The organism is Saccharospirillum sp. (assembly GCF_039982735.1).
Classification (GTDB): Bacteria; Pseudomonadota; Gammaproteobacteria; order Pseudomonadales; family Natronospirillaceae; genus Saccharospirillum.
Map to the genome: position 1 here is coordinate 48755 of NZ_JBDWXV010000009.1, position 24033 is coordinate 72787.

At 55.8% G+C, this 24033-nt stretch carries 20 protein-coding genes; 13 read left to right on the plus strand and 7 right to left on the minus strand.

All coding sequences use genetic code 11. The annotated features are described in order from the left end of the window. The first annotated feature begins 22 nt into the window (after window positions 1–22). Complete coding sequence (locus ABJT94_RS06225) at window positions 23–880, plus strand: class I SAM-dependent methyltransferase (RefSeq protein WP_348474825.1); 858 nt, start codon at window positions 23–25, stop codon at window positions 878–880. A gap of 109 nt (window positions 881–989) precedes the next feature. Here ABJT94_RS06225 and ABJT94_RS06230 read toward each other — a convergent pair whose 3' ends face one another. Continuing rightward, complete coding sequence (locus ABJT94_RS06230) at window positions 990–1805, minus strand: class III extradiol ring-cleavage dioxygenase (protein ID WP_348474826.1); 816 nt, start codon at window positions 1803–1805, stop codon at window positions 990–992. A 93-nt stretch (window positions 1806–1898) separates the two neighbouring features. After that, complete coding sequence (locus ABJT94_RS06235) at window positions 1899–2510, minus strand: DUF2239 family protein (protein WP_348474827.1); 612 nt, start codon at window positions 2508–2510, stop codon at window positions 1899–1901. A gap of 134 nt (window positions 2511–2644) precedes the next feature. Here ABJT94_RS06235 and ABJT94_RS06240 point away from each other — a divergent pair, with 134 nt between their 5' ends. The 3 genes from ABJT94_RS06240 to ABJT94_RS06250 all read left to right on the plus strand — a co-directional run bounded on the left by ABJT94_RS06240 (window position 2645) and on the right by ABJT94_RS06250 (window position 6009). Beyond that, entirely contained in the window at window positions 2645–3568 is a 924-nt protein-coding gene (locus tag ABJT94_RS06240) for an AEC family transporter (RefSeq protein WP_348474828.1), read from the plus strand. 113 nt (window positions 3569–3681) lie between these two features. Continuing rightward, window positions 3682–5052 (plus strand): decarboxylating NADP(+)-dependent phosphogluconate dehydrogenase, encoded by a 1371-nt coding sequence (gnd, locus tag ABJT94_RS06245; protein ID WP_348474829.1) that lies wholly within the window; start codon window positions 3682–3684, stop codon window positions 5050–5052. Between the two features lie 93 nt (window positions 5053–5145). After that, entirely contained in the window at window positions 5146–6009 is an 864-nt protein-coding gene (locus ABJT94_RS06250; RefSeq protein ID WP_348474830.1) for a S1-like domain-containing RNA-binding protein, read from the plus strand. Here the strand turns inward: ABJT94_RS06250 and ABJT94_RS06255 are convergent. The 5 genes from ABJT94_RS06255 to ABJT94_RS06275 all read right to left on the minus strand — a co-directional run bounded on the left by ABJT94_RS06255 (window position 5996) and on the right by ABJT94_RS06275 (window position 9959). Beyond that, window positions 5996–6778: a head GIN domain-containing protein gene (locus ABJT94_RS06255; protein WP_348474831.1), complete on the minus strand. Its 783-nt coding sequence runs from the start codon at window positions 6776–6778 to the stop codon at window positions 5996–5998. The two genes, ABJT94_RS06250 and ABJT94_RS06255, sit on opposite strands and share 14 nt — an antisense overlap. Before the next feature lie 173 nt (window positions 6779–6951). Next, window positions 6952–7461: a GNAT family N-acetyltransferase gene (locus ABJT94_RS06260; RefSeq protein ID WP_348474832.1), complete on the minus strand. Its 510-nt coding sequence runs from the start codon at window positions 7459–7461 to the stop codon at window positions 6952–6954. Between the two features lie 57 nt (window positions 7462–7518). Beyond that, window positions 7519–8016, minus strand: a complete 498-nt coding sequence (locus tag ABJT94_RS06265; protein ID WP_348474833.1) for a GNAT family N-acetyltransferase — start codon at window positions 8014–8016, stop codon at window positions 7519–7521. Between the two features lie 40 nt (window positions 8017–8056). Continuing rightward, entirely contained in the window at window positions 8057–8977 is a 921-nt protein-coding gene (locus ABJT94_RS06270) for a hypothetical protein (RefSeq protein ID WP_348474834.1), read from the minus strand. 514 nt (window positions 8978–9491) lie between these two features. Then, window positions 9492–9959, minus strand: a complete 468-nt coding sequence (locus ABJT94_RS06275; RefSeq protein WP_348474835.1) for a GNAT family N-acetyltransferase — start codon at window positions 9957–9959, stop codon at window positions 9492–9494. Window positions 9960–10880: 921 nt separating this feature from the next. Here ABJT94_RS06275 and ABJT94_RS06280 point away from each other — a divergent pair. From ABJT94_RS06280 to urtE, 9 genes are all read left to right on the plus strand, one after another. Next, window positions 10881–14303, plus strand: a complete 3423-nt coding sequence (locus ABJT94_RS06280) for an ATP-binding protein (protein WP_348474836.1) — start codon at window positions 10881–10883, stop codon at window positions 14301–14303. Beyond that, window positions 14300–15238: a DNA-binding response regulator gene (locus ABJT94_RS06285; protein ID WP_348474837.1), complete on the plus strand. Its 939-nt coding sequence runs from the start codon at window positions 14300–14302 to the stop codon at window positions 15236–15238. The genes ABJT94_RS06280 and ABJT94_RS06285 overlap by 4 nt, the downstream gene beginning before the upstream one ends. 254 nt (window positions 15239–15492) lie before the next feature. Beyond that, window positions 15493–16608: a transglutaminase family protein gene (locus tag ABJT94_RS06290; RefSeq protein WP_348474838.1), complete on the plus strand. Its 1116-nt coding sequence runs from the start codon at window positions 15493–15495 to the stop codon at window positions 16606–16608. Next, the gene (locus ABJT94_RS06295) at window positions 16605–17876 is read left to right on the plus strand and encodes a phosphopantothenoylcysteine decarboxylase (protein ID WP_348474839.1); all 1272 of its coding nucleotides are present in this window, start codon (window positions 16605–16607) and stop codon (window positions 17874–17876) included. The genes ABJT94_RS06290 and ABJT94_RS06295 overlap by 4 nt, the downstream gene beginning before the upstream one ends. Window positions 17877–18370: 494 nt before the next feature. Then, the gene (gene urtA / locus ABJT94_RS06300) at window positions 18371–19657 is read left to right on the plus strand and encodes an urea ABC transporter substrate-binding protein (protein ID WP_127556946.1); all 1287 of its coding nucleotides are present in this window, start codon (window positions 18371–18373) and stop codon (window positions 19655–19657) included. Window positions 19658–19793: 136 nt separating this feature from the next. Next, a complete protein-coding gene (urtB, locus tag ABJT94_RS06305) occupies window positions 19794–21344 on the plus strand; it encodes an urea ABC transporter permease subunit UrtB (RefSeq protein WP_348474907.1) in 1551 nt (516 codons plus the stop codon). Then, window positions 21341–22498 (plus strand): urea ABC transporter permease subunit UrtC, encoded by a 1158-nt coding sequence (gene urtC, locus ABJT94_RS06310; RefSeq protein WP_348474840.1) that lies wholly within the window; start codon window positions 21341–21343, stop codon window positions 22496–22498. Before urtB ends, urtC begins: the two co-directional genes overlap by 4 nt. Beyond that, window positions 22495–23328 (plus strand): urea ABC transporter ATP-binding protein UrtD, encoded by an 834-nt coding sequence (urtD, locus tag ABJT94_RS06315; protein ID WP_348474841.1) that lies wholly within the window; start codon window positions 22495–22497, stop codon window positions 23326–23328. Before urtC ends, urtD begins: the two co-directional genes overlap by 4 nt. Further along, window positions 23325–24020 carry an urea ABC transporter ATP-binding subunit UrtE gene (gene urtE / locus ABJT94_RS06320; protein ID WP_348474842.1) on the plus strand — a complete coding sequence of 232 codons (696 nt, stop codon included), beginning with the start codon at window positions 23325–23327 and terminating at the stop codon, window positions 24018–24020. Before urtD ends, urtE begins: the two co-directional genes overlap by 4 nt. Window positions 24021–24033: the final 13 nt, after the last annotated feature.

Sequence of the window (24033 nt, forward strand, 5' to 3'; positions counted from 1 at the left end):
TCTAATAACAAACGGCAAAGCCATGGACTCTAAAGAATTTGGGCTGGTTTTCGGCCAGCAGTTAACGGGAATGGAAGATTTGCACTACGGGTTCTGGGACGAAACCATTCCCGAGATCTCCGTGCTATATATGAAACAGGCGCAGCTGCGCTACACCGAACAGATAATAGAAACCATTGAAGCCCACGGCGCTGGACCGCAGCGGATCATAGATGTGGGGTGTGGCACCGGCCAGGTGCTGGTAGCGCTGAGTGAGCGCGACCATCATGTCGATGGCGTGATTCCCGCGCCGCACCTGGAAGCCCGGGTTCGCGAGAAAGTCGCCGCTGGTCATCTTGAGAGCACCGTCTGGGGTTGCACCCTGCAGGATGTGCCGGTCGATACGCTGACGGGCCAGTACGATACGGTTCTGTTCAGCGAGAGTTTCCAGTACATTCCTTACCAGAAAGCACTTTCCGCCGCGAACAGCCTGCTCAAGCCCGGTGGCCACGTTGTCATCTGTGACTTTTTCAAAACCGACCACACCGGTGATGGCCAGCCCGGCGACAAGAGTTTCGGCGGTGGTCACCCCTACACCAAATTCGTGAAAGACCTGGAGGCCTCGGATTGGGAAGTGCTTGAAAACAGCGACATCACGGCCAACACCAGCCCGAACATTCATCTGCTCGACCTGCTGTTGCGCGAACGCATCGGGCCAGCAATGGGCACGCTCGATCAGTATCTGGGTGAACGTCACGGTTTCATTTTGAAGTCGGTCAAGTGGTTGTTTCGCAAGAAGCTGGCCAAACTGAAGTTCAAGTACCTCAGCGGCCATCGCAGCCAGGCGGTGTTTGAGCGATACAAAACCTACCGGCGCATTGTCTTGAGAAAACCGGGCTGAAACCTCGTCGACAGGCTCAACGGGGGCGGAGTGTGATGTTAGCCACACGCCCCATTCCGTTCTGGGCGAACCTGACGAACCCCCTCAGAGAGTTAAGCAGCCGCCAGAGTCAATCCCGCCAGATCACACAGAACGTCCGATAACCCAGAACGGTGTCATCAAACAAAATCTCACCGGCATGCCCTCCGGCTGCCGCCAGGCACACAGGCAAGGGCAACAGGTGCTCTTCACGCGGGTGGCTGAACCGGGCTCCTGGAGCCTGATCCCAGTCGATCATTTTGGCGATACGCTGCTCCGGCGTCAGCTCCGGATTAGTTAGGGTCTGGGCCAGCCAGTCATGAAACTCGCTGTTAATGGCCCTGGCCTGGTCGTTGCCGTTGCGCATCACACTCATGTTGTGAAACGAAAACCCGGACCCGAGAATCATCACGCCGTCATCGCGCAACGCAGACAATGCCTGACCCAGCGCGATGTGCGATGCAGGGTCCAGCCCTTCGATCAGTGACAACTGCAGTACCGGAATGTCCGCCTGCGGGTGCATCAGTATCAATGGCACGAAGACACCGTGGTCATAGCCACGCGTTGCATCGGTATCAACCGGCAACCCTGCGTTGGTAAGGCATTCCGTCACCCGGGCGCGGATATCAGCCGGGTTGGTTGCCGGGTAGCGATAATCATAGGTCTCAGCCGGGAATCCGTAGTAATCGAACAGCAAAGGCGGTGTGTCGGCACCGAGCAACGTTGGGCGCGGCGCTTCCCAGTGCGCGCTGATCACCAATATCGCTTTTGGGCGCTCATAGTGTTGCGGCAATTGCCGCAGGAAGTCGGCAATTGCCTGCTGGCTGGGTTCGTTCAGCAGCGGCATCGGGCCGCCGCCGTGTGGAATAAAGACCGCGGGTGCCCTTTGGATGGTTGGCGTATTCATGGTTGGCTCCTCATCATTATGGCGCCAAGCATAGCCCTGCGAGCCGGGCGGCAACCATCAAAATAAGTTGTGCAACATCTTCACCCTATTTGATTAAAACGACCGCATTGAATGTTCATGCCGGCGATCCGGTTCACTGGCTTCCCGCCAGTGTTGCACTTCGCCTACCAGGGCTCTGATGTGGCGCTGCACATCTTCGGGCCAGTCGGCCATTTCGGTAAACATGGCGCCGTACTGATGGCGATAAAACTGGCGCAACGCTTCTTCATAGCGGGGCAGGTCACCGGCCAGAGTTTGCATAAAGCGGTCCACTGCCAGAGAAGCCTCTTCCAGTTGCACCACCGGTGACTTGCGCGCCGCTTCCACCATGCGCCGCAAGGCCGCCGATGCACCGCCTTGCTGGCGGTTCAGCCATTCCCAGTGACGTGGTAACAGCGACACTTCACGCGACTGCACACCCAGCTTGGGCCGCCCGCGCCCCTGACGTTGCTGCACCGGGGCCTCGCCTGCCTGGTAGGCCAGGCTGCGGGTAATCAGGTCGTCTGGCTGGGTCCAGTCGATCTCCAGCACTCTGGAGGTTTGATGATTCAGCACCAGCAATGATGCGTCCTGTTCGGTCTCAAGAAAGGCTCGAATGACCGGCAGTGCCTGTTCTGGCTCGCCTTCGGCTACCTTGAGGTTTCCATTGAATGCGATGACTTTCATGGGGTTCTCTTTATTTTTACCCGGAATTAATACAGTGTATCCAGATTTCGTGCGTTCGAACAGTGCTTTTGTCGTCCCTTTACAGCCGGGTGCTCCAAGGGGTTAAATGCGGGCTTTACCGACTGGAACACGGAATGATTGCCAATGCGCTCGGGCCCGTCTTTTTGCTGATCCTGCTGGGCGTTGCGTTGCGCCACTGGGATCTGCCGCCGGCCGCCACCTGGCCTGGCATTGAACGCCTGACGTATACCGTTCTGTTCCCAGCGCTGCTGGTTCACCGGCTGGCACTGGCCGATTTTGACCTGCGCGCTTTCGGTCAACTGGCGCTCACCATCTGTTCGGCCCTGCTACTGATCAGCTTGCTCTTTTCCCTGCTGCAACGCTGGCTGGCCAAAAACGGGCCAGACCTGACATCGGTGTATCAGGGCGCGGTCCGATTCAATACCTACATCGGCCTGGCTGTCGTCAGTGCCCTGCATGGCGAACCCGGCCTGGTAATTGCCGCCATGGCCATGGCGGTGATGATTCCCTTTGTCAACGTACTGTGTGTGCTCACCTTCGCGCTGACCGGCACCGGCTCGCAGGTATCGGCCCGGGGCATCGTGCGTGCACTGCTCAGCAACCCACTCATTCTCGGATGCCTGGCTGGCGTTACGCTGAACCTGAGTGGCATTGGCCTGCCGGGCTGGACCGCCGACACCGCTCGCCTGCTCGGCTCTACGGCCTTGCCTCTGGGCCTGCTGGCCGTCGGCGCGGCGCTGAACCTGCGCACGATCAGTGCCGATGTAAAACCCGTGTTGCTGGCCAGTCTGATAAAATTCGCCCTGCTGCCACTGACACTGGTTGCCTTGGCGACCCTGTTAGGCGTGAATGCACTGGGCGTGTCAGTCCTGCTGATTCTGGGCACCTTACCCACGGCCAGTTCCGCCTTCATTCTGGCGCGACAGATGGGCGGCAATGCCAACCTGATGGCCAACATCATTACCCTGCAGACGCTGATGGCCTTTCTCGTGATGCCCGCCTGGCTGGTTCTGGCCGCCAATACCGCGCTCTTCTGAAGCGCTTCTCAGGTTGACGGGGTAGCCCTTCCTGATTGCATTATTGAGAATTGCCCTTATTACCCTACAGACTCACATTACTGCGGAAGTGTCCGCCGACAAGGAGTGACCTGATGAAGGGTGATTGTTCAATTGGCCTGATCGGCCTGGCTGTCATGGGCCAAAACCTGGTGTTGAACCTGCTCGACCACGACAACAAAGTAGCGGTCTATAACCGCACTGCACAAGTCACTGACGACTTTGTTGGAGAAGCCAACCACCCCAACCTGGTAGGCAGCCATTCACTGGAACAGTTCGTTCAATCACTGGCCAAGCCACGCAAGATCATCCTGATGGTCAAGGCCGGTGACCCGGTCGACGCCGTTATCAATGACCTCAAACCCCTACTCGAAGATGGCGATATTCTGATCGACGGTGGCAACTCCCTGTTTACCGATTCGCAACGCCGCAGCGACGACCTGACGCCGCAAGGCATCCACTTTGTTGGTTGCGGCATTTCAGGTGGGCAGGACGGCGCCCGCTTTGGCCCGTCGATGATGCCCGGTGGCGATGAATCAGCCTGGCCTGCGCTGAAACCCATTTTGCAGGGCATCAGCGCCAAGACAGAGGCCGGTGAACCCTGTTGCGAGTGGATGGGCAACGGTGGCTCCGGTCACTTTGTCAAAATGGTGCACAACGGCATCGAATACGGCGACATGCAGATGATTGCCGAGATCTATGACCTGCTGCGCCACAGTGGCCGCAGCAACGACGCCATCGCCAGCCTGTTCGATACCTGGAATCAGGGCCGCCTTGCGTCCTATCTGGTCGAAATTACGTCCGACGTGCTGCGCATCAAAGACGACGACGGCAGTGACTGGGTCGATAACATCTGGGACAAAGCCGGGCAGAAAGGCACCGGCAAATGGACCGCCATTCAAACGCTGGAACTGGGCGTACCGGGTTCCATCGTCACCGAAGCCGTGTTCGCACGGGCGCTTTCCTCGCGCTGGGACGAACGCCAGGCAGTACATGAGAAATACGCAAAGACGACCTCAGTTGCCGGTTACCAGGGCCTGGAAGACGATGCCGAAGCAGCCCTCTATGCCGCCAAACTGCTCGCCTACGCTCAGGGCTTTACCCTGCTCACCGAAGCCGCCCGCGAGTACGACTGGAAACTGAACATGGCTAACATCGCCCAGGTCTGGAAAGCCGGGTGTATCATTCGCGCGAAAGCACTCGACCCGATTCAGTCGGTCTTTCAGGCTGAACCCGACCTCGACAACCTGATGCTCAGTGATTTCTTCGTCGATGAACTCAAAGGCTGCGAAGCCGCGTTGCGACGCTTGCTGGTTCGTGCGATCGAAGGCGGCGTTCCGGTACCGGCGTTGTCCAATGCACTGGCTTACTACGACGGCGTACGCAGCCAGCGTTTGCCCGCCAACCTGATTCAGGGCCAGCGCAACTTCTTTGGCGCCCACGAATACGAACGGTTGCCTGGCTGACTTTTCAGGATGTTGCTGCTGACGCGCGGTAGCGTGTCGGCACAACATCCCGCTACACTTCCCTCCAAACGCTTCACGCAAGGCACCCCGACTATGGCACAAATTGGCACCTTCAACTCGATGGAAGTCGTTTCCCTTACCGACTTTGGCGCCTTTCTCGATGGCGAGAATCTTGGCACCATTTTGCTGCCTAAAAAACAATGCCCCGAGCCCATTCACGAAGGCGACTTCATCAACGCCTTTATCTATCTCGATTCTGAAGACCGGTTGATCGCCACGCGCATCAGACCAAAAGCTGAAGTTGGCCAGTGCGCACTGCTTGAAGTCAAGGAACTCACGACCTTTGGTGCCTTTCTCGACTGGGGTTTACCCAAGGATCTGCTGGTGCCGTTTGGCGAACAACGCAAACCGATGGAAGCGGGCCAGAAACACGTAGTCTATTTGTTTGTCGACAACCTCACGCAACGCATTACCGGCAGTGCCAAGCTTAGCAATTTTCTGGCCGAAGAAACCGATGCGTACCGGGTCAACGACCCCGTCGACCTGCTGATCGCCGGACGCACAGATCTGGGTTACCGCGCCGTGGTCGATCAGCGCTATCTCGGCATGGTGTTTAACGAAGATGTACTGCAGCCACTGAGCATTGGCCAGCGCATAAAAGGCTATGTGAAAACCGTCCGCGACGACCACAAGATAGACCTGATGCTACAACTGCAAGGCCACGAAGCGCGGGTAGACATTGCCGACCGGATTCTGAAAAAGCTGATCGATAACGGCGGCGTTCTGGAACTGTCGGATCGCTCCACCCCGGAAGCCATCTACTCGGCTTTTCAGGTCAGCAAGGGCAATTTCAAGAAAGCCATTGGGCGCCTGCTCAAGCAGGGAAAAATAACCCAGGAGACCCATCGCATACTGTTGCAGAACGACCAGTCTCCAAGCAATTCTAAAGGGGGTTAACAGACGCCGACCCGGCCAGATCCTGATGGATAACGGGCCGGCCCCGGTATCGGATACTGGCGGCTCCGGCGGCATCCACCCGCAGGGCATCCTCTGCCCAGACCCGAACCGAGGCACTGCCGGCCGAATCGATAGCAACTTCCCGGGCAACTAATGCCTGGGCGTCAATATCGGCCGACCCTGAAGAATCGATCGAGAACCGATCGGCCCGACCAGCCAGAAGAGCATCCACACTGCCCGCCGTATCGAGGTCCAGTTCATCGACCGTCAGTACCATGTCGATGTCTGCACTGCCGGCGATATCAAGCCTCAGCCTGGGCGTCTGAAAGCCATCGGAAACCAGGTAAGAGCTGCCACTCAGGTCCAGTCTTTCCAGCTGACTGAGGTAGAGATCGTAACTGAGCGGTGTGCGAGAAGAGATCGTCACACCCCGGCGTGGTCGTATTTCCAGCCTGTCACCGGCCAGATTAATGTACAGCTCATCAAGCACGTTCTGCTGAGCATGAACCACCAGTTCATTGCGCTCAGACTGGTGCAAGGTAACAGTCGACCGGCCACCGATGTCGACATGCAACACATCACCCAGGGCTATTTCCGTGACAACCACCTCCCCCTCTCCCCGTACTGTATTGTTGTAGGCGCAGCCCACCAGCACAAAGCTTGCAAAGGCGGCCCAGAGGGCCCACCGGCTATTCCTGACCAGCATATCGATTTCCTTACTATTGTGATTGGTGGCGTTGCCATAGCGAGAGATGTGCCAACCAGGCATTCGGCGCTGCAAGCCAGGCACCGTGGGGCCCGGATGTGTTCATAGGCCGCATGACAAGCATACAATTAAGCAAAAACACTATTTGTTTTAGCAATATTGACCAAACAGATCAATTATTCTACTGCGGAAATGTCTTAAAACGATCACCGGCCTTCGGAGTATCGACAGCCCTGCTAGGAACGGGACATCGAGTAAATATCGGATCTTTTCCCATTCACCGTTAATGTTTCCCTGAAGGACTCACCAATCCGCATAGCCACTCTCTTGGACGCCTCATTCTCCGGATGAATCACGCTAATCAAATCGTCCAGATCAAGGGTCTCAAAGGCCCAATCTCTTGAGGCCCGGGCTGCTTCAGTCGCATAACCCTTCCCCCAGAACTTGGGAGAGATGCCCCAGCCGATCTCAATGCCTGGCCAACCATCCGGATACCAGATACCTACCCTGCCGACGAAACGCCTGGTTTCCTTTTCCTCCACAAACCAAAACCCGAATTGCCGTACCATCCAGTGTCCAGCCAGCATCGTTAAAACGTTCCAGCTCTCCCAGCGCGATAGAGGCTTACCCGTACCAAAGTATTTTGCAAAGTCGGGACTCGCGTTCATTTCTGCGAAATCGTCCAGATCTTCAGCAGATATACCCCTAAGACGTAGTCGTTCAGTTTCGATGACCGGTATGTCCATAAAACCCAACTCCACTATAGCGTTCTAATTTATTTCGTAGACCACCGCTATTCATGATTAACAGGGCTGTACTTCATAGTAGAAAAAGTGCATATCTGTCGCACGGTAAAGTTTCCGTTTGACAGTCGGCTCTTCCACCGCCACTTCCGATATCACCTTTTCCCAGAATGTATAAGCACCCTGATTTCCAGCAAGCACTCTGGTAACCCACTTTCCAGGCTGCATGGCAACTGTCATGTTAAATGCAGAGCGGCCAACCCCAGCACCCTTAAACTTTCTCAGCACAAAGAACTGGCCAATATCAAAAGTGTCTCTGCTGCCAGGGTATCTTCTGATCAAAGAAAAACCCGCTACTTCGTTATCAAACATGATCAAATAAGGATAGTGCTCTGGCTTGGACCAGTACTCGGCCAGATTGGTGAGCGACTTATCTATCTTGTAGCTACCGTCTTTGTCTGGTGGCCACCCCGTATACTCAGACATATCGTACAGATAGTACTGAAACAGGTTTTCAACATACTGGCAATGTTCTGCATGCACTAGCGATATCGACAAAAAAGACCACCTTAAATAGCAAGAAAAGCAGCGTTAACCATTATATCCCAAAGCTTTCTATACGGGTGATGAGCGCATGGTGCCGATCAATATACTCTGTTAGATCCGGGCCTGAAACCTGGTGAATTACAGAGCCAACCGTACCGCATGAATCGCAATCTACTTTACTGACAACAACCTCATCGCCTTCCAGATAACCAAGTAACTGATGAAACTCATCTGCACTGGCATTCACCATAGCGTTTACATCCACGAAGTAGCGTCGTGCCAACTTTGGCATGACCCAATACTTCCAACCAAAGGTTTCCTTTTCGAAAGAGCCACTGATGTAAGCGTTCACTTGAATCCATTCACCGATTAGCGGCAACCGTATCGCATCATCAGTCAAAATCACCTCTGGTATCACTGTCAACCTACCTTTTTTAACAAGGTACTCGCCAACATCCAGAGTGTCTTCAATCATAGCAATACAGGAAATATAGCCTACCAGGTCCATTTGCTGGTTACACCAGTGCTGCAGATCAACCACCAGAGGCCCCCAGAGCGTGGCGTCATTAAGCACCCGGGACTGGTAACTTTGTATCGCTTTGTAGAGATCACCGTATGGCAGCAGTGGATCTTCTATGCCTGGTACCTTGCTAACCCTGAAATTCCTTCCAGCAATGATCATTCGAGCCAGATCTTCAGCCTGTGCGCTCTGCAAAGACTGCTCAGCCAACCAGGCCAGACAATCCTGGGTACTGGTGTCGCAAAGCCTTGGGGTCTCTACAACCAGTGACTTAAGCTTAGCCAGCTCGGAAACTGCAGGGGAATCGCCCATCTGAAGGAAGTATTCGTCAAACAGGGCTTGGGATTCTTTAGATAGTGGCGTATCAAATGACAAGTTGAATAGCGCTAGCCAGAGAACTAGTGAACTGATAAGCGCAAACAATCCCTTCTTTTTGAAATCATCCCGCCCCAAGTTCACACTCCATATGTTGAAAAGACACACCGTCCCTAGTTCCTACAGGGCCTGACTCTGTAAACCCAAACCGGCTATAAACTGGTATAGCGTGGATCGATGACCTGACTGTGAAACTATTGCAACGACATTGCCGTTTGACTTGCTCCCATAGTAAGCGAGATATACCCTTTCCCTGGAACCCTTCAGCTACAAACAAATGATACAGATGCCCAGGCTTCTTAACAGATATATAGCCAACGATAGCACCAGATACGTCAAAAACGAGATTCAAACAATCAGCATCTGTTAGTCTCGCCAAAAATGCTTCGTGAGTTAACGTATCCTCCAGCCATGACGGCAGTGTTTCACCTGATCCGTCCAGATAGTAGTGCGCCAGTGACTTTACCAGGATGGAAACTGCCGGCACATCCACATTAATTGCTGCGCGAATACTCATCGTCTTCTCCGACCCCCTTTGCATAACGCCCGATTCAGTAGGTGTCACAACGTTTCAATCAGCCGATATAACTCATTACTCGGCGTTAGAGGCACTCATTAACAACAGGTTATCGGTAGACTCGGACTCTATAATGGAGAACCCCAGACTTGAGTACAATGATAGCGCAGGTGCATTATCCCGATAAACACGCAAGGTGACCCTTGCTGCACCAGCCTCCTGCATGGCTTTCGCCATGAGCTTATTACACAACAACCGGCCTGCACCAAAGCCTCTCGCTTCCGGTGAAATAATAATTCTGCCAAGGTGAACAGCCCCTTGTTTAACGACCCAGAATTGACCAAAGCCTATGCAGTTATTGTTACTATCATATAAAGAATAGCTTGAGCCACCTTTTACTGACAGCAGCTCAGGCAATTCTCTGGCTGAAAATGGGAACGGCACCAGTGGGCCCGCCCAACGGGAACATGAGGTCGCATCTTCTATCCAGGTTGCAATGGCATCGTAATCAGATTGTTCCGTGGTTCTCAGTTCTAGGTCCATAGAACTATCTCTCATACTTGGCGCGAGTTATAACACACGGATACAGGAGAAGCGGATACGCCTCCTTGGCGCTTGATGCCACCATAAACCTTCCCTAATAATTTAATGATCTCGACATGTCTTCGCGTTCTCTCTACGGGCACATCCCTCAGACCCACAGGCTCTCGCCACAGTGGAGTGTGGCCCTTGGCTAGGAGTTTTTCACCCAACCAATACTGAGAACATAACGCCTTCCCTTTAAAACCTTGCCGACAGAGTGCTCTGAAATATCAGATCTGAAGTACTTTATGCGCTTACTTTCATACAGTGGCGAACTGCAAGTAAACTCGCCTCCTGATGTGGGCGCCTTCAGAATGATATTCAGCCGGTAGTGCTCGCCCCGTTCCACTTTGTCTACATGGGGAGGGATTTCCTGGCCCTCACTGAACCTCAAGATATAGATATCAAACGGATAGGGCCATAGCCCGCCACCAATCAGCATTTTGTCGTACCCGGTATTCTGACGCCCTTTTTGCCATCTGAATAACCTTGAGAATATACCCTTACGCTCCAATTGCGGGAGTCCTCATTACCTTGAATGCGCCCCAACCTATGCGGAAGTGCAGATCCGGTCAAGCCTTCGGTCAGGCTTGGTGGACCATGGTCGCCCCTGCAAGGCCTGGTGAAAGGCGATGGCGGTTTGGGCTGGGTTCTGGCGGGTGCTGGGTTTGGAACTTAGGGTTGGCTCCCAGCGGCCTTCGATGCACTCAGGCCAACTGGGGTGAGCATGAGGGCAAAATAGGGCATGTTTCCTGCTATAGATTACCCATTCAGCCCCAAAACAGGGCTTCTACTCACGATCAGGCTGCTTTTTTGGGCTTTTGCGCGCGTTATTGAGGCGCTTGGCGCACCAGCATTGATCATAATAGCGGGTTCGCGGGCATGGCCGCCTCACAAAAAATATTCAAGGTCCGCCGGCACTACAACAAATGGGTCGCCAACCAGACACTGGAAGACTATGCGCTGCGCTTCACCGCGCGGGCGGGTCGTACCATGAGTATCCAGCGGGTTGGAAATACCGCCCTCGGCGCTACCGCGTTTTTGGCGCTGGAAGGCATTGCGGCGGCAGTCACGCTGAATTACGGTTTTATCAACACCGTAACTGCCATGGTGGTGGTGTGTGTGTTGTTCTTTATTACCGGCTTTCCCATTACCTACTATTCGGCCAAACACGGGCTGGATATCGACCTGCTGACCCGAGGGGCGGGTTTCGGGTATCTGGGCTCAACGCTGACCTCACTGATCTATGCCTCTTTTACCTTTATTTTCTTTGCCATCGAAGCGGCGATTCTGGCCTCGGCACTGAAAGCGCTGCTAGGCATCCCCCTGCCCATTGGGTATTTTCTGTGTTCCGTTGCGGTCATTCCCATTGTGACTCACGGTATTAAAGCGATCAGTAAGTTCCAGGTGGGTACCCAGTCTATTTGGCTACTGCTGCAATGCTCGGCGTTGCTGGTAGTCATCGTTCACGACTACCAGTCGATACCAGACTGGACTCAGTATGCGCCCGCCAAAATCCCGGGCAGCGATGCGTTCAGCTGGGTATTGTTCGGGGCCGCGGCATCGGTGTTTTTTGCACTGGTCGCGCAGATTGGCGAACAGGTTGACTACCTGCGGTTTCTGCCCACCAAGACACCGGAAAACGCACGCCGCTGGTGGTTCTGGCTGATCCTCGCAGGACCGGGCTGGGTATTGTTTGGGCTGATTAAGATGTTGCTGGGCTCCTTTCTGGCATACCTCGCCATCAGTGCCGGTATACCTGCTGAGGTTGCATCTGACCCGACCCATATGTACCAGACCGTCTTTCTGTATTTAACCAACACCCCCGCCATCGCGCTCATACTCGCGGCGCTGATGGTGATTATTTCGCAAATGAAAATCAACGTGACTAATGCCTACGCGGGCTCGATCGCCTGGTCGAACTTCTTCTCGCGACTCACCCACAGTCATCCGGGACGGGTAGTCTGGCTGGTGTTCAATGTCACCATTGCCCTGATTCTGATGGAGCTGGGCATTTATCAATCCCTTGAAGCGATATTGAGTATTTTTGCCATTGTGGCCGTCAGTTGGCTGGGGTCTTTGTCGGCCGATTTACTGATCAACAAACCACTCGGGCTCAGCCCTTCTTATGTTGAATTCAAGCGGGCTCATCTGTACGACATCAATCCCGTTGGTGTCGGTTCCATGTGTCTGGCAACGGCCATTGGCATGGTCAGCTATCTTGGCGCTTTTGGTGAAGTGGCAGCCAACATGGCGCACTTTATCAGCCTCGGCACCTGTTTCATTGCCGTTCCCGCCATTGCCTGGCTGACCGGTGGCAAATATTATCTGGCACGCCAGTCACCCGAGCTGATTCCCTTATTGCAACCGGCTGATGCGGATCATCCGGTGGCCGTGCTCACCTGCGGCGTGTGCGAAAACCGGTTCGAACAAGAGGACATGAGTTTCTGCTCCGCCTACGATCTGCCGATCTGTTCACTCTGTTGTTCGCTTGATGTCCGCTGCCTGGACCATTGCAAACCCAAGGCCCGGCTGTCACAACAATTAATCGACAGTTTACGGCTGGTATTGCCGGTACGCGCCGTGCGCTGGGTGAATTCCCGGCTTGGGCGGTTTACCGCCTTACTGCTGGTAATCACCGTGCTGCTGTCGGCGTTGCTTGCCCTGGTATACCGGCAAATGCAGCCCGCGACACTGGCTGAAACAGCCCTGTTGGAACAGACGCTGTGGTCACTGTTTTTTACGCTGTTTATTGTCTCCGGAGTCATCGCCTGGTTGTTTTTGCTGGCCCATGAAAGCCGGCTGGTTGCGCAGCGCGAATCCAACCGGCAAACACACAAGCTGATGCGTGAGATCGATGCGCACCAGGCGACTGACCTGGCATTGCAACAAGCTAAGGAATTGGCAGAACGGGCCAATGCCGCGAAGAGCCGTTACCTTACCGGGCTCAGCCATGAACTGCGCACACCATTGCAATCCATTCTGGGCTACGCCCAACTGCTGGCCGACCGGCCCGACACGCCGGATCGGCACCAGGATGGTTTGGCCATTATCGGCCGCAGCGGTCAGTACCTGACGGACCTGATCGAAGGCTTGCTCGATGTCTCGAAAATCGAAGCCGGCCGGCTCGAGCTGTATCGCAACCGGGTTGCCCTGCCAGAACTGATCGAACAACTGGCCCAGATGTTTGCCATGCAAGCCCGCGACAAAGGCATTGATTTCGATTTTCGCTTGCACGACCCCCTGCCCAAAACCGTTATCACCGATGAGAAACGGCTACGGCAAATTCTGATCAACTTGCTTTCCAACGCCATAAAGTACACCCAGGCTGGCGGCGTTTTGCTCGACATTCACTACCGCAACCAGGTTGCAGAGTTTGTGATCAGCGATACCGGCTCCGGTATTCCCGAGGCCGATCTGGAGCGCATCTTTGCACCGTTTGAACGCGTGCGTACGGCTGAATCACCCAACCTGCCGGGCACCGGTCTTGGCCTTACCATTGTGAAACTGCTGACAGAAATAATGGGGGGGCAGTTGGGGGTGGAATCAAAGCTCGGGCATGGCAGTCGCTTTACCGTCAACCTGATGCTGCCCTGGGTTACACTGTCGGATGCCGATGCCTCGCAACCCCGGCGCATTGCCGGTTATGAAGGCCGCCAGCGCACGCTGATGCTGGTCGACGACGACCCGGTTCTGCGCGGCTTGCTGTCCGATCTGCTGATCCCCCTCGGCTTCACCACCCTGGAAGCCCAGGACGCCAACGCTTGCCTCGGAATGCTGAACCAGATTTCACCGGATCTGTTTTTACTCGATATCTCAATGCCCGGCATGAACGGGCTCGACCTGGCGGCTACCTTGCGTGACCGGGATATTACCGCGCCGATCATCATGCTCTCGGCTGATGCCAAGGAATACCAGAGCACCGGCCATGCCACACCAGCGTACAACGATTATCTGGTTAAGCCCGTCACTAACCAAAACCTGCTCGACAAACTGGCGCACCACCTCGCACTGACCTGGACTTATCAGCTGCAGGAGCCGCCAGACACGGTGACCGCCTCAGCCGGGCGTACAACAAAGCACACCCCGCAACGCCCAAACCCCCTGGTAATACCCGATCACCCGGTGGTGCGCGAGTTGAAAGCCTTTGCCGAAATCGGCTACACCAAAGGGGTTCGTGCCACACTCAAACAGCTTCGCGAGTCGGATATTATTCAGAACGATACCCTCACCTACCTTGAACACCTTACCCGCAAACTCCAGTTTGAAACGCTGGTGCACTGCCTGGAGCTCGATACACCATGAACGCTAATGCCTCTTCAGCGCCGTCCCAGGTTCATCGCCCCGACACTCCCGACGTGGTGCTGGTGGTCGATGATTCGCCCGATGCCCTGAGTATGATTAACGACGCTCTCGAAGCCGAAGGCATGGATGTGCTGGTTGCACTGGAAGGCAAGCAGGCGCTTACCATAGCGCGACGCATCCGGCCCGACATTATTCTGCTGGATGCCGTGATGCCGGTACTCGATGGTTTCGATACCTGCACCGCGCTGAAAGCCGACCCCAATCTCTCGTCCATTCCGGTTATTTTCATGACCGGCCTGAGCGACACCAACGATGTGGTGCGCGGCCTCGAATGCGGGGGTGTCGATTACCTGACCAAGCCCATTCAACCCGGCGAACTGCTGGCTCGCATGCGCGTACATCTGAACAATGCACGCCTGACCTCAAGCGCTCAAACCGCACTCGACAGCACCGGCCAGACGCTGTTCACCGTGAATGCTGATGGCGCCATTCAATGGGCCACACCGCAAACCCATGCCCTGCTGGCCCGTGCACGAGCGGTCGAACGCTGGCAGCAAAATGAGCTCGCTTCGCAATTAAGACACTGGCTGGGCCATGGGCCCGAACCCGGCCACCAACTCACTCTGACGGGCCTTGATCATGCGTTGAGTATTCGCTTGATTGCACAGCACACCCATCAGGAAACCCTGCTCAAACTCGTCGACGAAGAGCGAGCCGCAGGCCCGGCTCTATTAAAAAACGGTCTGGGGTTGACCGAACGTGAATCCGAGGTGCTCTACTGGGTGGCCAACGGAAAATCGAACCGGGAGGCAGCACAAATATTGACGATGAGCCCGCGCACGGTAAACAAACATCTGGAGACTATTTTTCAAAAACTCGCAGTCGATAACCGGACCGCGGCGGCCGGAATTGCCCTGCGACAATTGGCCGAATGATGGGTTCATGTCGGCCGATCTGCGCCGTCATTTTTCTGACAATACACGCCGTAAGCAACAAAATACTGGCGGCCACAGATTCAACCAACGCAGCTAAGTTGCTGTGTTTTAAGCATAAACAGAGTTTGGCACAGCAATCGCATAGAGCGCCAGCACGGTACCGAAGGTGCCACGTCAATTGACTGACTGCTGGAGTGATGTTCGCCGAACCGCCCACTCCGACGCTGACTAACCGTTAAACGGAGTAGAAAAAAATGAACGCCGCACCCGCTCTCAGTATGGAACACGACGCCCTGTTTCGTGATACAACCCTCGGCTTTTACCTCGATGACAAAGCCGACCCGATCTTCCACCTTGGTACTGTGACTCACCTTGAAGCCGACGCCCCTCTGGAAAACCCTTCGCCTTATCGCCTCTATACGGTCCTTCAGGGTCGCTTGGGTCACGCGGCGGCCTGGCACGGTCCCGGCAATCATTTTATGGCTGCACTGTCCGACGGTCAGCCACCCCTGACGGCCCTGGGTGACACGGTTATTTTGTGGCACCTGGATCTGGCCAGCGATGCCTGGCAGGCACCGGCGGCCATGCCACTGCGACGTGCAATGACGCTGGCCATGCTGGCCGCCGATGCCGCCTACAAATCCGTTGCGCCGGTACCCGATGCGCAATTGCCAGATAAGACGACGCTGTGCGATTACCAGCACCCTGCCATTCAAAAGTGCGCCCGGGAACTCAAAGGTCGCACACCCGCCGAAACGGCTCGCAACATTTTTTATTTTGTTCAGGCCATTCCCTACCGCTTCGGCACCTGGCAGGAAACCGCGTCTACGACCCTGGCCAAAGGCGTGGGCATGTGTACCACCAAAGCCAACTTGCAAGTGGCCCTGTGCCGCGCCAGCAACATTGAAGCCGGCTTCATCGAAGCACCGCTGGAGCTGAGTGTGCTGGGCATCATTATGCCGCCGAGCTGGCGCTTGCTGATGCGCTCGTCGTTCAAACATTATTACGCCGCGATGAAGATAAACGGCCGCTGGCATTCTGCCGATGCGACCTTCAACGACGACGTCTGCGATGCCTTTGTAGAAGCCAACCCGGAGTTCGCCCAACTGGTGCCGGTTACCTTTGCTGACGGCTTCCCGTACAGCCCCTCAGCCTTGATGAACCAGACCGACCCCTTCCTGAGAGACGAAGAAGTGCTGACGAATCTCGAAGAAGAAATGAGCAAAAAAAGCCGATTTTCTATGCAACATTTCGAAGCCCTGAACACCAGCCTCGACCGCATTCAGTCGGTTTACATGCCGTTGGTTAACCAGGCACAGCAGCAGTTCCAGCCGGTTCAGACTGCCCGCCGCGAGGAGTTGGTGGCATGACCTCAAGACCCACCGCCGCTGGCCTGTTTGACTGGAATTTCCAGGCTCCAACGCCGAGCGACATGGGCGACCACGATGTGCCGGTGATCTCCAATCGCCTTGCCGGCAAGCGCGTCGCCCTGCTGGTTACCGGCGGCATTGCCGCCATGAAAACCCCGCAAATTGCGCGTGGTTTGCGCCGGCATGGCGCCGAGGTCGTCGCCTTCGCATCGGACGACGCTCTGCGCTATGTGGCCCGGGAGGCCCTGGAATGGGCCACCTGCTCACCCGTGGTCAGCACCCTGACCTGGGCGGCGGAACATTTATCCGACAACGCCCCTTTCGATGCTTACCTGGTGGCTCCGGCCACCCACAACACCATTGCCAAAATGGCCAACGGCATCGCCGATACCGTCATTACGTCGGCACTGGCATCGGCACTGGGCCGAATGGAACAGGGCCACACCAAGATCCTGATCGCCCCGACCATGCACGGCACCCTGCACAACAGTGTACTGGTTGAGAACGCCCGTAAACTCAGCAACCTTGGTGTGCATTTTGTTGCCCCGCGCGACGGTTACGGCAAACACAACCTGCCGGATACCGATGTGCTTTGCACCAGCGTCGGCCGCATTCTGAGCGAATCTCCGTTGCGAAATAAGTCCATCATGGTTACCGCTGGCCCTACCCCGGTACCGATCGACGGCGTTCGCAGAATCGTCAACCGCTTCCGTGGCCGCCTCGGCGCTGCCATTGCCGAAGAGCTCATCTGGCGCGGTGCCGATGCCGAACTCATCCTCGGCGACGGTGCCTGGCGACCAAAGACAACCCTGCCACTGACCATCACCCGCACCTTCGATGAGTACCGCGACACCGTCGTAGACCGTGCCCGGTCGGGCCTCTTTGCCGGTGTATTTTCAGCCGGTGTGGCCGACTATCGGCCCGCCGAAGCGGTGCAGGGAAAAATCACCTCTGGCCAGGCCAGCCTGCCACTCAACCTGGTACCGACTGAAAAAGTCATCGACCTGGCCTGCGAAGCGGCCCAGTCAATGCGCTGCATTGCGTTCAAGTATCTGGAACAGGTGACCGAAGAAGAGCTCATCAACGTCGCCTCCAAACGCCTGAATCACGCCAGCCTGGTCGTCGCCACACGCGGTGAAGACACCCAAGGCAAGGAGCAACGCGCCCTAATGGTCACCAAAGCAGGCGTCACCCCAGTCGAAGGCAAATACCAAATTGCCGCCGCCATAGCGGACCACCTGGAGACCCTGGCCTCGGAGGTAAAATAGACGCTATTGCCATGAGCCCGCGACGACTACCGGTAGTCCCTCTGCGGGGTCGGCGTAAATCCATCCATGGAGCCTAGACCGCAACATCCATGTTGCGGACTCCCCCGCAGAGGGACTACCGGCACTCGACGCTCGCAATGTGCTTACCCCAAACCTTAAAATAGAAACCAACCTACCAAGGTTCCGGCCGGGTTCGTCTTCAACAGCGAGCATGGAAGCTCGCGGTAGGTCTTGGGCACAGGTATGTGCCTGCAAGACCGGGTGGAAGGCGAACGCGGCCGGAGCCGACACGCGGCTGAAACTGAGTTCAACGGTCGACCACAGAACCTACGACTGGCACCACAGAAAAAGTAATCTCTCACTGTCCATACGTTAAATGACGTAGGGGCCACCGCCATCCTCCCCATACCGCCTGGCACCCCGCTGTTCAACAATCGATCGTGCTGACACACCGTCATCGATCTGATTCGAACACACACCAGGGGGAAGACAGCATGACACTCAAACCCATACTTCAGGGCCTCAGCTTTGCTGTGGCGTCCACCGTATTGAGCACTGCCGCCATCGCGGAAGACCCGATTAAAGTCGGCGTACTGCATTCACTGTCCGGCACCATGGCGATCAGTGAAACCACGTTGAAAGACACCGTTTTGATGATGGTGGAACAACAGAACGAAGCCGGTGGCCTGCTCGGCCGTCCGCTGGAAGCCGTTGTTGTAGACCCGGCCTCCAACTGGCCTCTGTTCGCTGAAAAAGCCCGGGAACTGCTGACGCAAGAAGAAGTCGATGTAATTTTCGGCAGCTGGACGTCGGTATCGCGCAAATCCGTATTGCCCGTGCTCGAAGAGCTGAACGGCCTGATGTTTTACCCGGTTCAGTATGAAGGCGAAGAGTCGTCCAAAAACGTTTTCTACACCGGCGCTGCACCCAACCAGCAGGCGATTCCTGCGGTTGACTACCTGCGCAACGAGCTGGGTGTAGAGCGCTGGGTACTGGCGGGAACCGACTACGTGTACCCGCGCACGACCAACAAGATTCTGGAAGCCTACCTGATGGATCTGGGTGTGGCCGAAGAAGACATCATGATCAACTACACGCCGTTTTCGCACTCAGACTGGCAGTCGATTGTCTCCGACATTAAAACCTTCGGCAGTGCCGGTAAAAAGACCGCCGTGGTTTCCACCATCAACGGTGATGCCAACGTCCCGTTCTACAAGGAACTGGGCAACCAGGGTGTGTCGTCTGCCGACATCCCGGTGATCGCCTTCTCCGTAGGTGAGGAGGAACTCTCCGGTTTCGACACCAGCCCATTGGTTGGACACCTGGCAGCCTGGAACTACTTCCAGAGTGTGGATGCCGATGTGAACTACGACTTTATCGACATGTGGCACGCCTACATTGGCGATGAAGACCGTGTCACCAATGACCCGATGGAAGCGACTTACATCGGCTTCAAAATGTGGGTTCAAGCGGTCGAACAGGCAGGCACTACCGATGTCGACGCCGTTGAACAAGCGATGATTGGCCAAACCGTTGCCAACCTGTCTGGCGGCACGGCAGTCATGAACAGGAACCACCACCTGAGCAAGCCGGTTCTGATCGGTGAAATTCAGGATGACGGTCAGTTCGAGATTGTCTGGCAGACCGCTGGCGTCGTACCGGGTGATGCCTGGTCCGATTACCTGCCCGGGTCGAAAATGCTACTGGCTGACTGGTCCGCTCCGTTGAAGTGTGGCAATTACAACACCGAAACCGGCACCTGCTCCGGCACCGTGTACTGAGGCTTAGACCAACTCTCCCTTGGGGCGGTTCTGCCGCCCTTCTTTTATTGCACTTTATTGATTGCCTGCGGAGGATGCCGTGAAACAAGCCTTGCTGATGTTCGGGTGCTGGCTGGCGTTGTGGTCGACCCCGACGATGGCCGAAACCGATACCACCTCGTCGTATGACGATTTGTTGATAGCGCTGACCGAGGCCGACCTCAACACCACCCAACCCATACTGGAAAAAATAGAGGCGACCGGTCACCCGCAGGTTCTGTCACTCTTTCAAACCTTACTGGATGGCAATCTGCACTTTCGCAAAGCCGACCAGGTATTACTCTCCATTGTCGATGTCAACGGCACCGACCAGTACACCGAATTTCAAAGCGGCACCGCGATTGAGCCCTTGGGGCGGCGCGATGTCAGCAAGATACGCGTAAACAATAATCTGCGAAACTTCCTAAGCAGCGCGATAGGCCGACTGCAACTTCGCAGTTCAGAGCCCGACTTGCGCAGCGCGGCTGTTTTATCTTTGCTGACAAAACTGGATGCTGCAACCGCTGACGACCTGGCCGAGCTGCGCCGCGAAGAATCCAACCGTACCGTGCTGTCATCCATTGACCTGGCACTGGCGATGTACAGTGCACGATCAGCCAACACAGTCGCGGCTCAAATCACCGCCATCGATACGCTGTCGGATCGCCTGCAACCGGAAGCGCGCAACCTGCTGTTCGATCTGGAACGCAATGCCGACAACCCCGCCGTGCGCGAAGCCGCTACCGCCGCCCTGAAAAAAATAGACGGTAAGGTGACGTTCTATGGCTACGTCGACCAGCTGTTCTTCGGGCTTAGCCTGGGCTCAGTACTGCTGCTCGCCGCCATTGGGCTGGCCATCACCTTCGGTGTGATGGGTGTCATCAATATGGCCCATGGTGAAATGCTGATGCTCGGTGCTTACACCACCTACGTGGTTCAGCTTCTGATGCCGGGCTTCATCAACTACTCACTCTGGGTCGCCATACCGGCCGCCTTTATCGTCGCGGGGCTGTTCGGCATTCTGATCGAACGCTGCGTTATTCGTTTCTTGCACGGCCGGCCTCTGGAAACGCTGCTCGCCACCTTTGGTATCAGCCTGATTCTGCAGCAACTAGTCCGCACCGTGTTTTCGCCACTGAATCGTCGCGTCGCTGCACCGGACTGGATGAGTGGTTCACTGGAAATCAACCCGGTGTTGTCACTGACCTATAACCGGTTAACCATTCTGATTTTTGCGCTGATTGTGTTTATCGCCCTGCTGGTGATCATGAAGAAAACCGCCCTCGGTTTATACGTGCGCGCTGTATCGCAGAATCGGGACATGGCCAAGGCCATGGGCATTAAAACCGACCGGGTCGATGCCCTGACCTTTGGTTTGGGCTCGGGCATTGCGGGCATCGGTGGCGTTGCGCTGAGCCAACTAACTAACGTAGGGCCCAACCTCGGCCAGGCTTACATCATTGATTCGTTTATGGTTGTGGTATTCGGCGGAGTCGGCAATTTACTGGGTACGTTAGTCGCTGCCTTTACGCTTGGCATCGCCAACAAGTTTCTGGAACCGGTTACCGGTACGGTACTGGCCAGTATTCTGGTGCTGGTGTTCATCATCCTGTTTATTCAGAAGCGCCCCAAGGGGCTGTTCCCGCAACGCGGGAGGGCTGCTGAATGAGCTTGCTGACTACATTTCTGTCGCGCCGGAACAGCCTCGGTAGCCCAGTACTGCCCTTTGTCACCGTACTCATGTCGCTGACAGTATTAGCAACAATTGGCAACTTGTGGATACCGGCCGACTCTGTATTTCACGTGTCAACTTACACCATCACCCTACTCGGCAAATACCTGAGCTTCGCGATGCTTGCATTGGCGGTCGATATTGTTTGGGGCTATTGCGGCATTCTAAGTCTTGGTCATGGCGCCTTCTTTGCACTGGGCGGTTACGCCATGGGCATGTACCTGATGCGCCAGATTGGCAGTCGCGGTGTTTATGGCGACCCAATCCTGCCTGACTTTATGGTGTTTCTGGACTGGGATGTTTTGCCCTGGTACTGGCTCGGCATGGACCAGTTCTGGTTTGCCATGCTAATGGTCTTACTGGTACCGGGCATGCTCGCCTTTGTGTTTGGCTGGCTCGCCTTCCATTCCCGAGTTACCGGTGTATACCTGTCGATCATCACCCAGGCGCTTACTTACGCACTGATGCTGGCTTTCTTTCGCAACGAAATGGGCTTTGGCGGCAACAACGGACTTACGGACTTTAAAGACCTGCTTGGCTTCAGTTTGCAGGCCGACACCACCCGGGTTGCGCTGTTGCTGTGCACAGCCGGGCTTCTGGCCGCCATTTTTATGCTCAGCCACTGGGTGCTGAAGTCTCGATTTGGCAAGGTGATCGAAGCGATTCGCGATGGCGAGCCCCGTGTTCGTTTTCTGGGTTACCGGACCGACCGCTACAAGGTCGCGCTGTTCGTCTATTCCGCCATGATCGCTGGTATCGCCGGTGCCCTCTATGTGCCTCAGGTCGGCATCATCAACCCGGGTGAGTTTGCGCCACTGAACTCCATCGAAATCGTCGTCTGGGTAGCCGTGGGTGGCCGGGGTACTTTGTACGGTGCCGTCATCGGCGCTCTTCTGGTTAACTACGCCAAAACCCGCTTTACCGCCCTCATGCCAGATGGCTGGCTGTTCATGCTCGGTGCACTTTTTGTTCTGGTTACCCTGTTTCTGCCCAAAGGCCTGGCCGGTGTCTACGGCCAGTTAGCCACTTCATGGAAACGCAGCCGGAGCAGTGATGAGCCCCCGCAACACAACCAGGAGGCCACCTCATGACGGCATTGTCCAATACCGCCGAACTGATGCGACGCGACCAGGTCTGGCCGTTTTTACAACCGCCTGCGGCCAGCATCAATGTCGATAAAGACATCCTGCTGTATATCGAAGACCTGAACCTCAGCTTCGATGGCTTCAAGGCGCTGAACAACCTGAACCTCTACATCAACGATGGCGAGCTGAGATGTCTGATCGGCGCCAACGGCGCCGGTAAAACCACCCTGATGGATGTGATTACCGGCAAAACCCAATGCGACTCAGGCAGCGTGTTCTTTGGCCAGACCATCAACCTGCTCAGGTACAGCGAAGCGGACATCGCCGAACTCGGCATTGGCCGAAAGTTCCAGAAGCCGACCGTATTTGAAGCCCAGAGCGTATTCGACAATTTGGAACTGGCTCTGAAAAGCAACAAGCGGTTGCTACCCACCCTACTGGCCCGGCTTAGCCCCTCCGAGATTGACCGGATCGACACCGTACTTGCCACCATTGGCTTAACCGAGCATCGCTTCCAACAGGCAGGCGCCTTATCTCACGGTCAAAAACAATGGCTGGAAATCGGCATGCTGCTGGTCTCCGAACCCAGGTTGCTGCTCATCGACGAACCCGTCGCCGGCATGACCGCCGAGGAAACCGAGCGCACCGCTGAGTTGCTGACGTCACTGGCCGGTAAACACACCGTGGTGGTGGTGGAGCACGACATGGAATTTGTACGCAGCATCGCACGCACCGTCACCGTATTGCACCAGGGTTCGGTATTGGCCGAGGGCAGCATGGATCACGTTCAAAACCACCCCGATGTCATCGAAGTCTATTTGGGAGAAGCGCCATGATCAGCGTAAACGGCGTTAACCAGCGTTACGGCGGCACTCACATTCTTTGGGATCTCGATCTCGACATTCCCGAAGGTCGCTGCACCTGCATCATGGGCCGCAATGGCGTCGGCAAAACCACCCTGCTCAAATGCCTGATGGGCTTGCTGCCGATCAGCAGCGGCGAAATCACCCTCGCCGGCGAAGCCCTGCACAAGAAACCCGCCGATGCCCGAGCCCGGCTTGGCATCGGTTATGTGCCTCAAGGTCGCGACATCTTCCCGATGCTCAGTGTCGAAGAAAACCTGCGCATTGGCCTCGGTGCACGCGCTGACAAAGCCAAAACCATCCCCGACAAAATATTTGAGCTGTTCCCCGTGTTGCACGACATGCTGCACCGACGCGGCGGTGACCTATCCGGTGGCCAGCAGCAACAACTCGCCATCGGCCGTGCTCTGGTCATCGACCCCAGGGTTCTGATTCTCGATGAGCCCAACGAAGGCATTCAACCCAACATCGTTACCCAGATCGGCGATGTGATTCAAAAGCTGAATCAGGAAGACGGGCTGACCGTTGTGCTGGTTGAACAAAAACTCGGCTTCGCCCGCCGCGTCGGCCAGGAATTCCGATTGATGGAGAAAGGCCGCGTCGTCGCCAGCGACCAGATGGCCAATCTCAACGACCAACTCATCCGACAACACCTGGCCGTTTAGGAGACGCAGTACC

What these genes read in the sequence shown, in the direction of transcription:
- ABJT94_RS06225 (WP_348474825.1), top strand. Translation starts at nt 23, where the DNA reads ATGGACTCTAAAGAATTTGGGCTGGTTTTCGGCCAGCAGTTAACGGGA.
- ABJT94_RS06230 (WP_348474826.1), bottom strand. Translation starts at nt 1,805, where the DNA reads ATGAATACGCCAACCATCCAAAGGGCACCCGCGGTCTTTATTCCACAC.
- ABJT94_RS06235 (WP_348474827.1), bottom strand. Translation starts at nt 2,510, where the DNA reads ATGAAAGTCATCGCATTCAATGGAAACCTCAAGGTAGCCGAAGGCGAG.
- ABJT94_RS06240 (WP_348474828.1), top strand. Translation starts at nt 2,645, where the DNA reads ATGATTGCCAATGCGCTCGGGCCCGTCTTTTTGCTGATCCTGCTGGGC.
- gnd (WP_348474829.1), top strand. Translation starts at nt 3,682, where the DNA reads ATGAAGGGTGATTGTTCAATTGGCCTGATCGGCCTGGCTGTCATGGGC.
- ABJT94_RS06250 (WP_348474830.1), top strand. Translation starts at nt 5,146, where the DNA reads ATGGCACAAATTGGCACCTTCAACTCGATGGAAGTCGTTTCCCTTACC.
- ABJT94_RS06255 (WP_348474831.1), bottom strand. Translation starts at nt 6,778, where the DNA reads ATGCCTGGTTGGCACATCTCTCGCTATGGCAACGCCACCAATCACAAT.
- ABJT94_RS06260 (WP_348474832.1), bottom strand. Translation starts at nt 7,461, where the DNA reads ATGGACATACCGGTCATCGAAACTGAACGACTACGTCTTAGGGGTATA.
- ABJT94_RS06275 (WP_348474835.1), bottom strand. Translation starts at nt 9,959, where the DNA reads ATGGACCTAGAACTGAGAACCACGGAACAATCTGATTACGATGCCATT.
- ABJT94_RS06280 (WP_348474836.1), top strand. Translation starts at nt 10,881, where the DNA reads ATGGCCGCCTCACAAAAAATATTCAAGGTCCGCCGGCACTACAACAAA.
- ABJT94_RS06285 (WP_348474837.1), top strand. Translation starts at nt 14,300, where the DNA reads ATGAACGCTAATGCCTCTTCAGCGCCGTCCCAGGTTCATCGCCCCGAC.
- ABJT94_RS06290 (WP_348474838.1), top strand. Translation starts at nt 15,493, where the DNA reads ATGAACGCCGCACCCGCTCTCAGTATGGAACACGACGCCCTGTTTCGT.
- ABJT94_RS06295 (WP_348474839.1), top strand. Translation starts at nt 16,605, where the DNA reads ATGACCTCAAGACCCACCGCCGCTGGCCTGTTTGACTGGAATTTCCAG.
- urtA (WP_127556946.1), top strand. Translation starts at nt 18,371, where the DNA reads ATGACACTCAAACCCATACTTCAGGGCCTCAGCTTTGCTGTGGCGTCC.
- urtB (WP_348474907.1), top strand. Translation starts at nt 19,794, where the DNA reads ATGGCCGAAACCGATACCACCTCGTCGTATGACGATTTGTTGATAGCG.
- urtC (WP_348474840.1), top strand. Translation starts at nt 21,341, where the DNA reads ATGAGCTTGCTGACTACATTTCTGTCGCGCCGGAACAGCCTCGGTAGC.
- urtD (WP_348474841.1), top strand. Translation starts at nt 22,495, where the DNA reads ATGACGGCATTGTCCAATACCGCCGAACTGATGCGACGCGACCAGGTC.
- urtE (WP_348474842.1), top strand. Translation starts at nt 23,325, where the DNA reads ATGATCAGCGTAAACGGCGTTAACCAGCGTTACGGCGGCACTCACATT.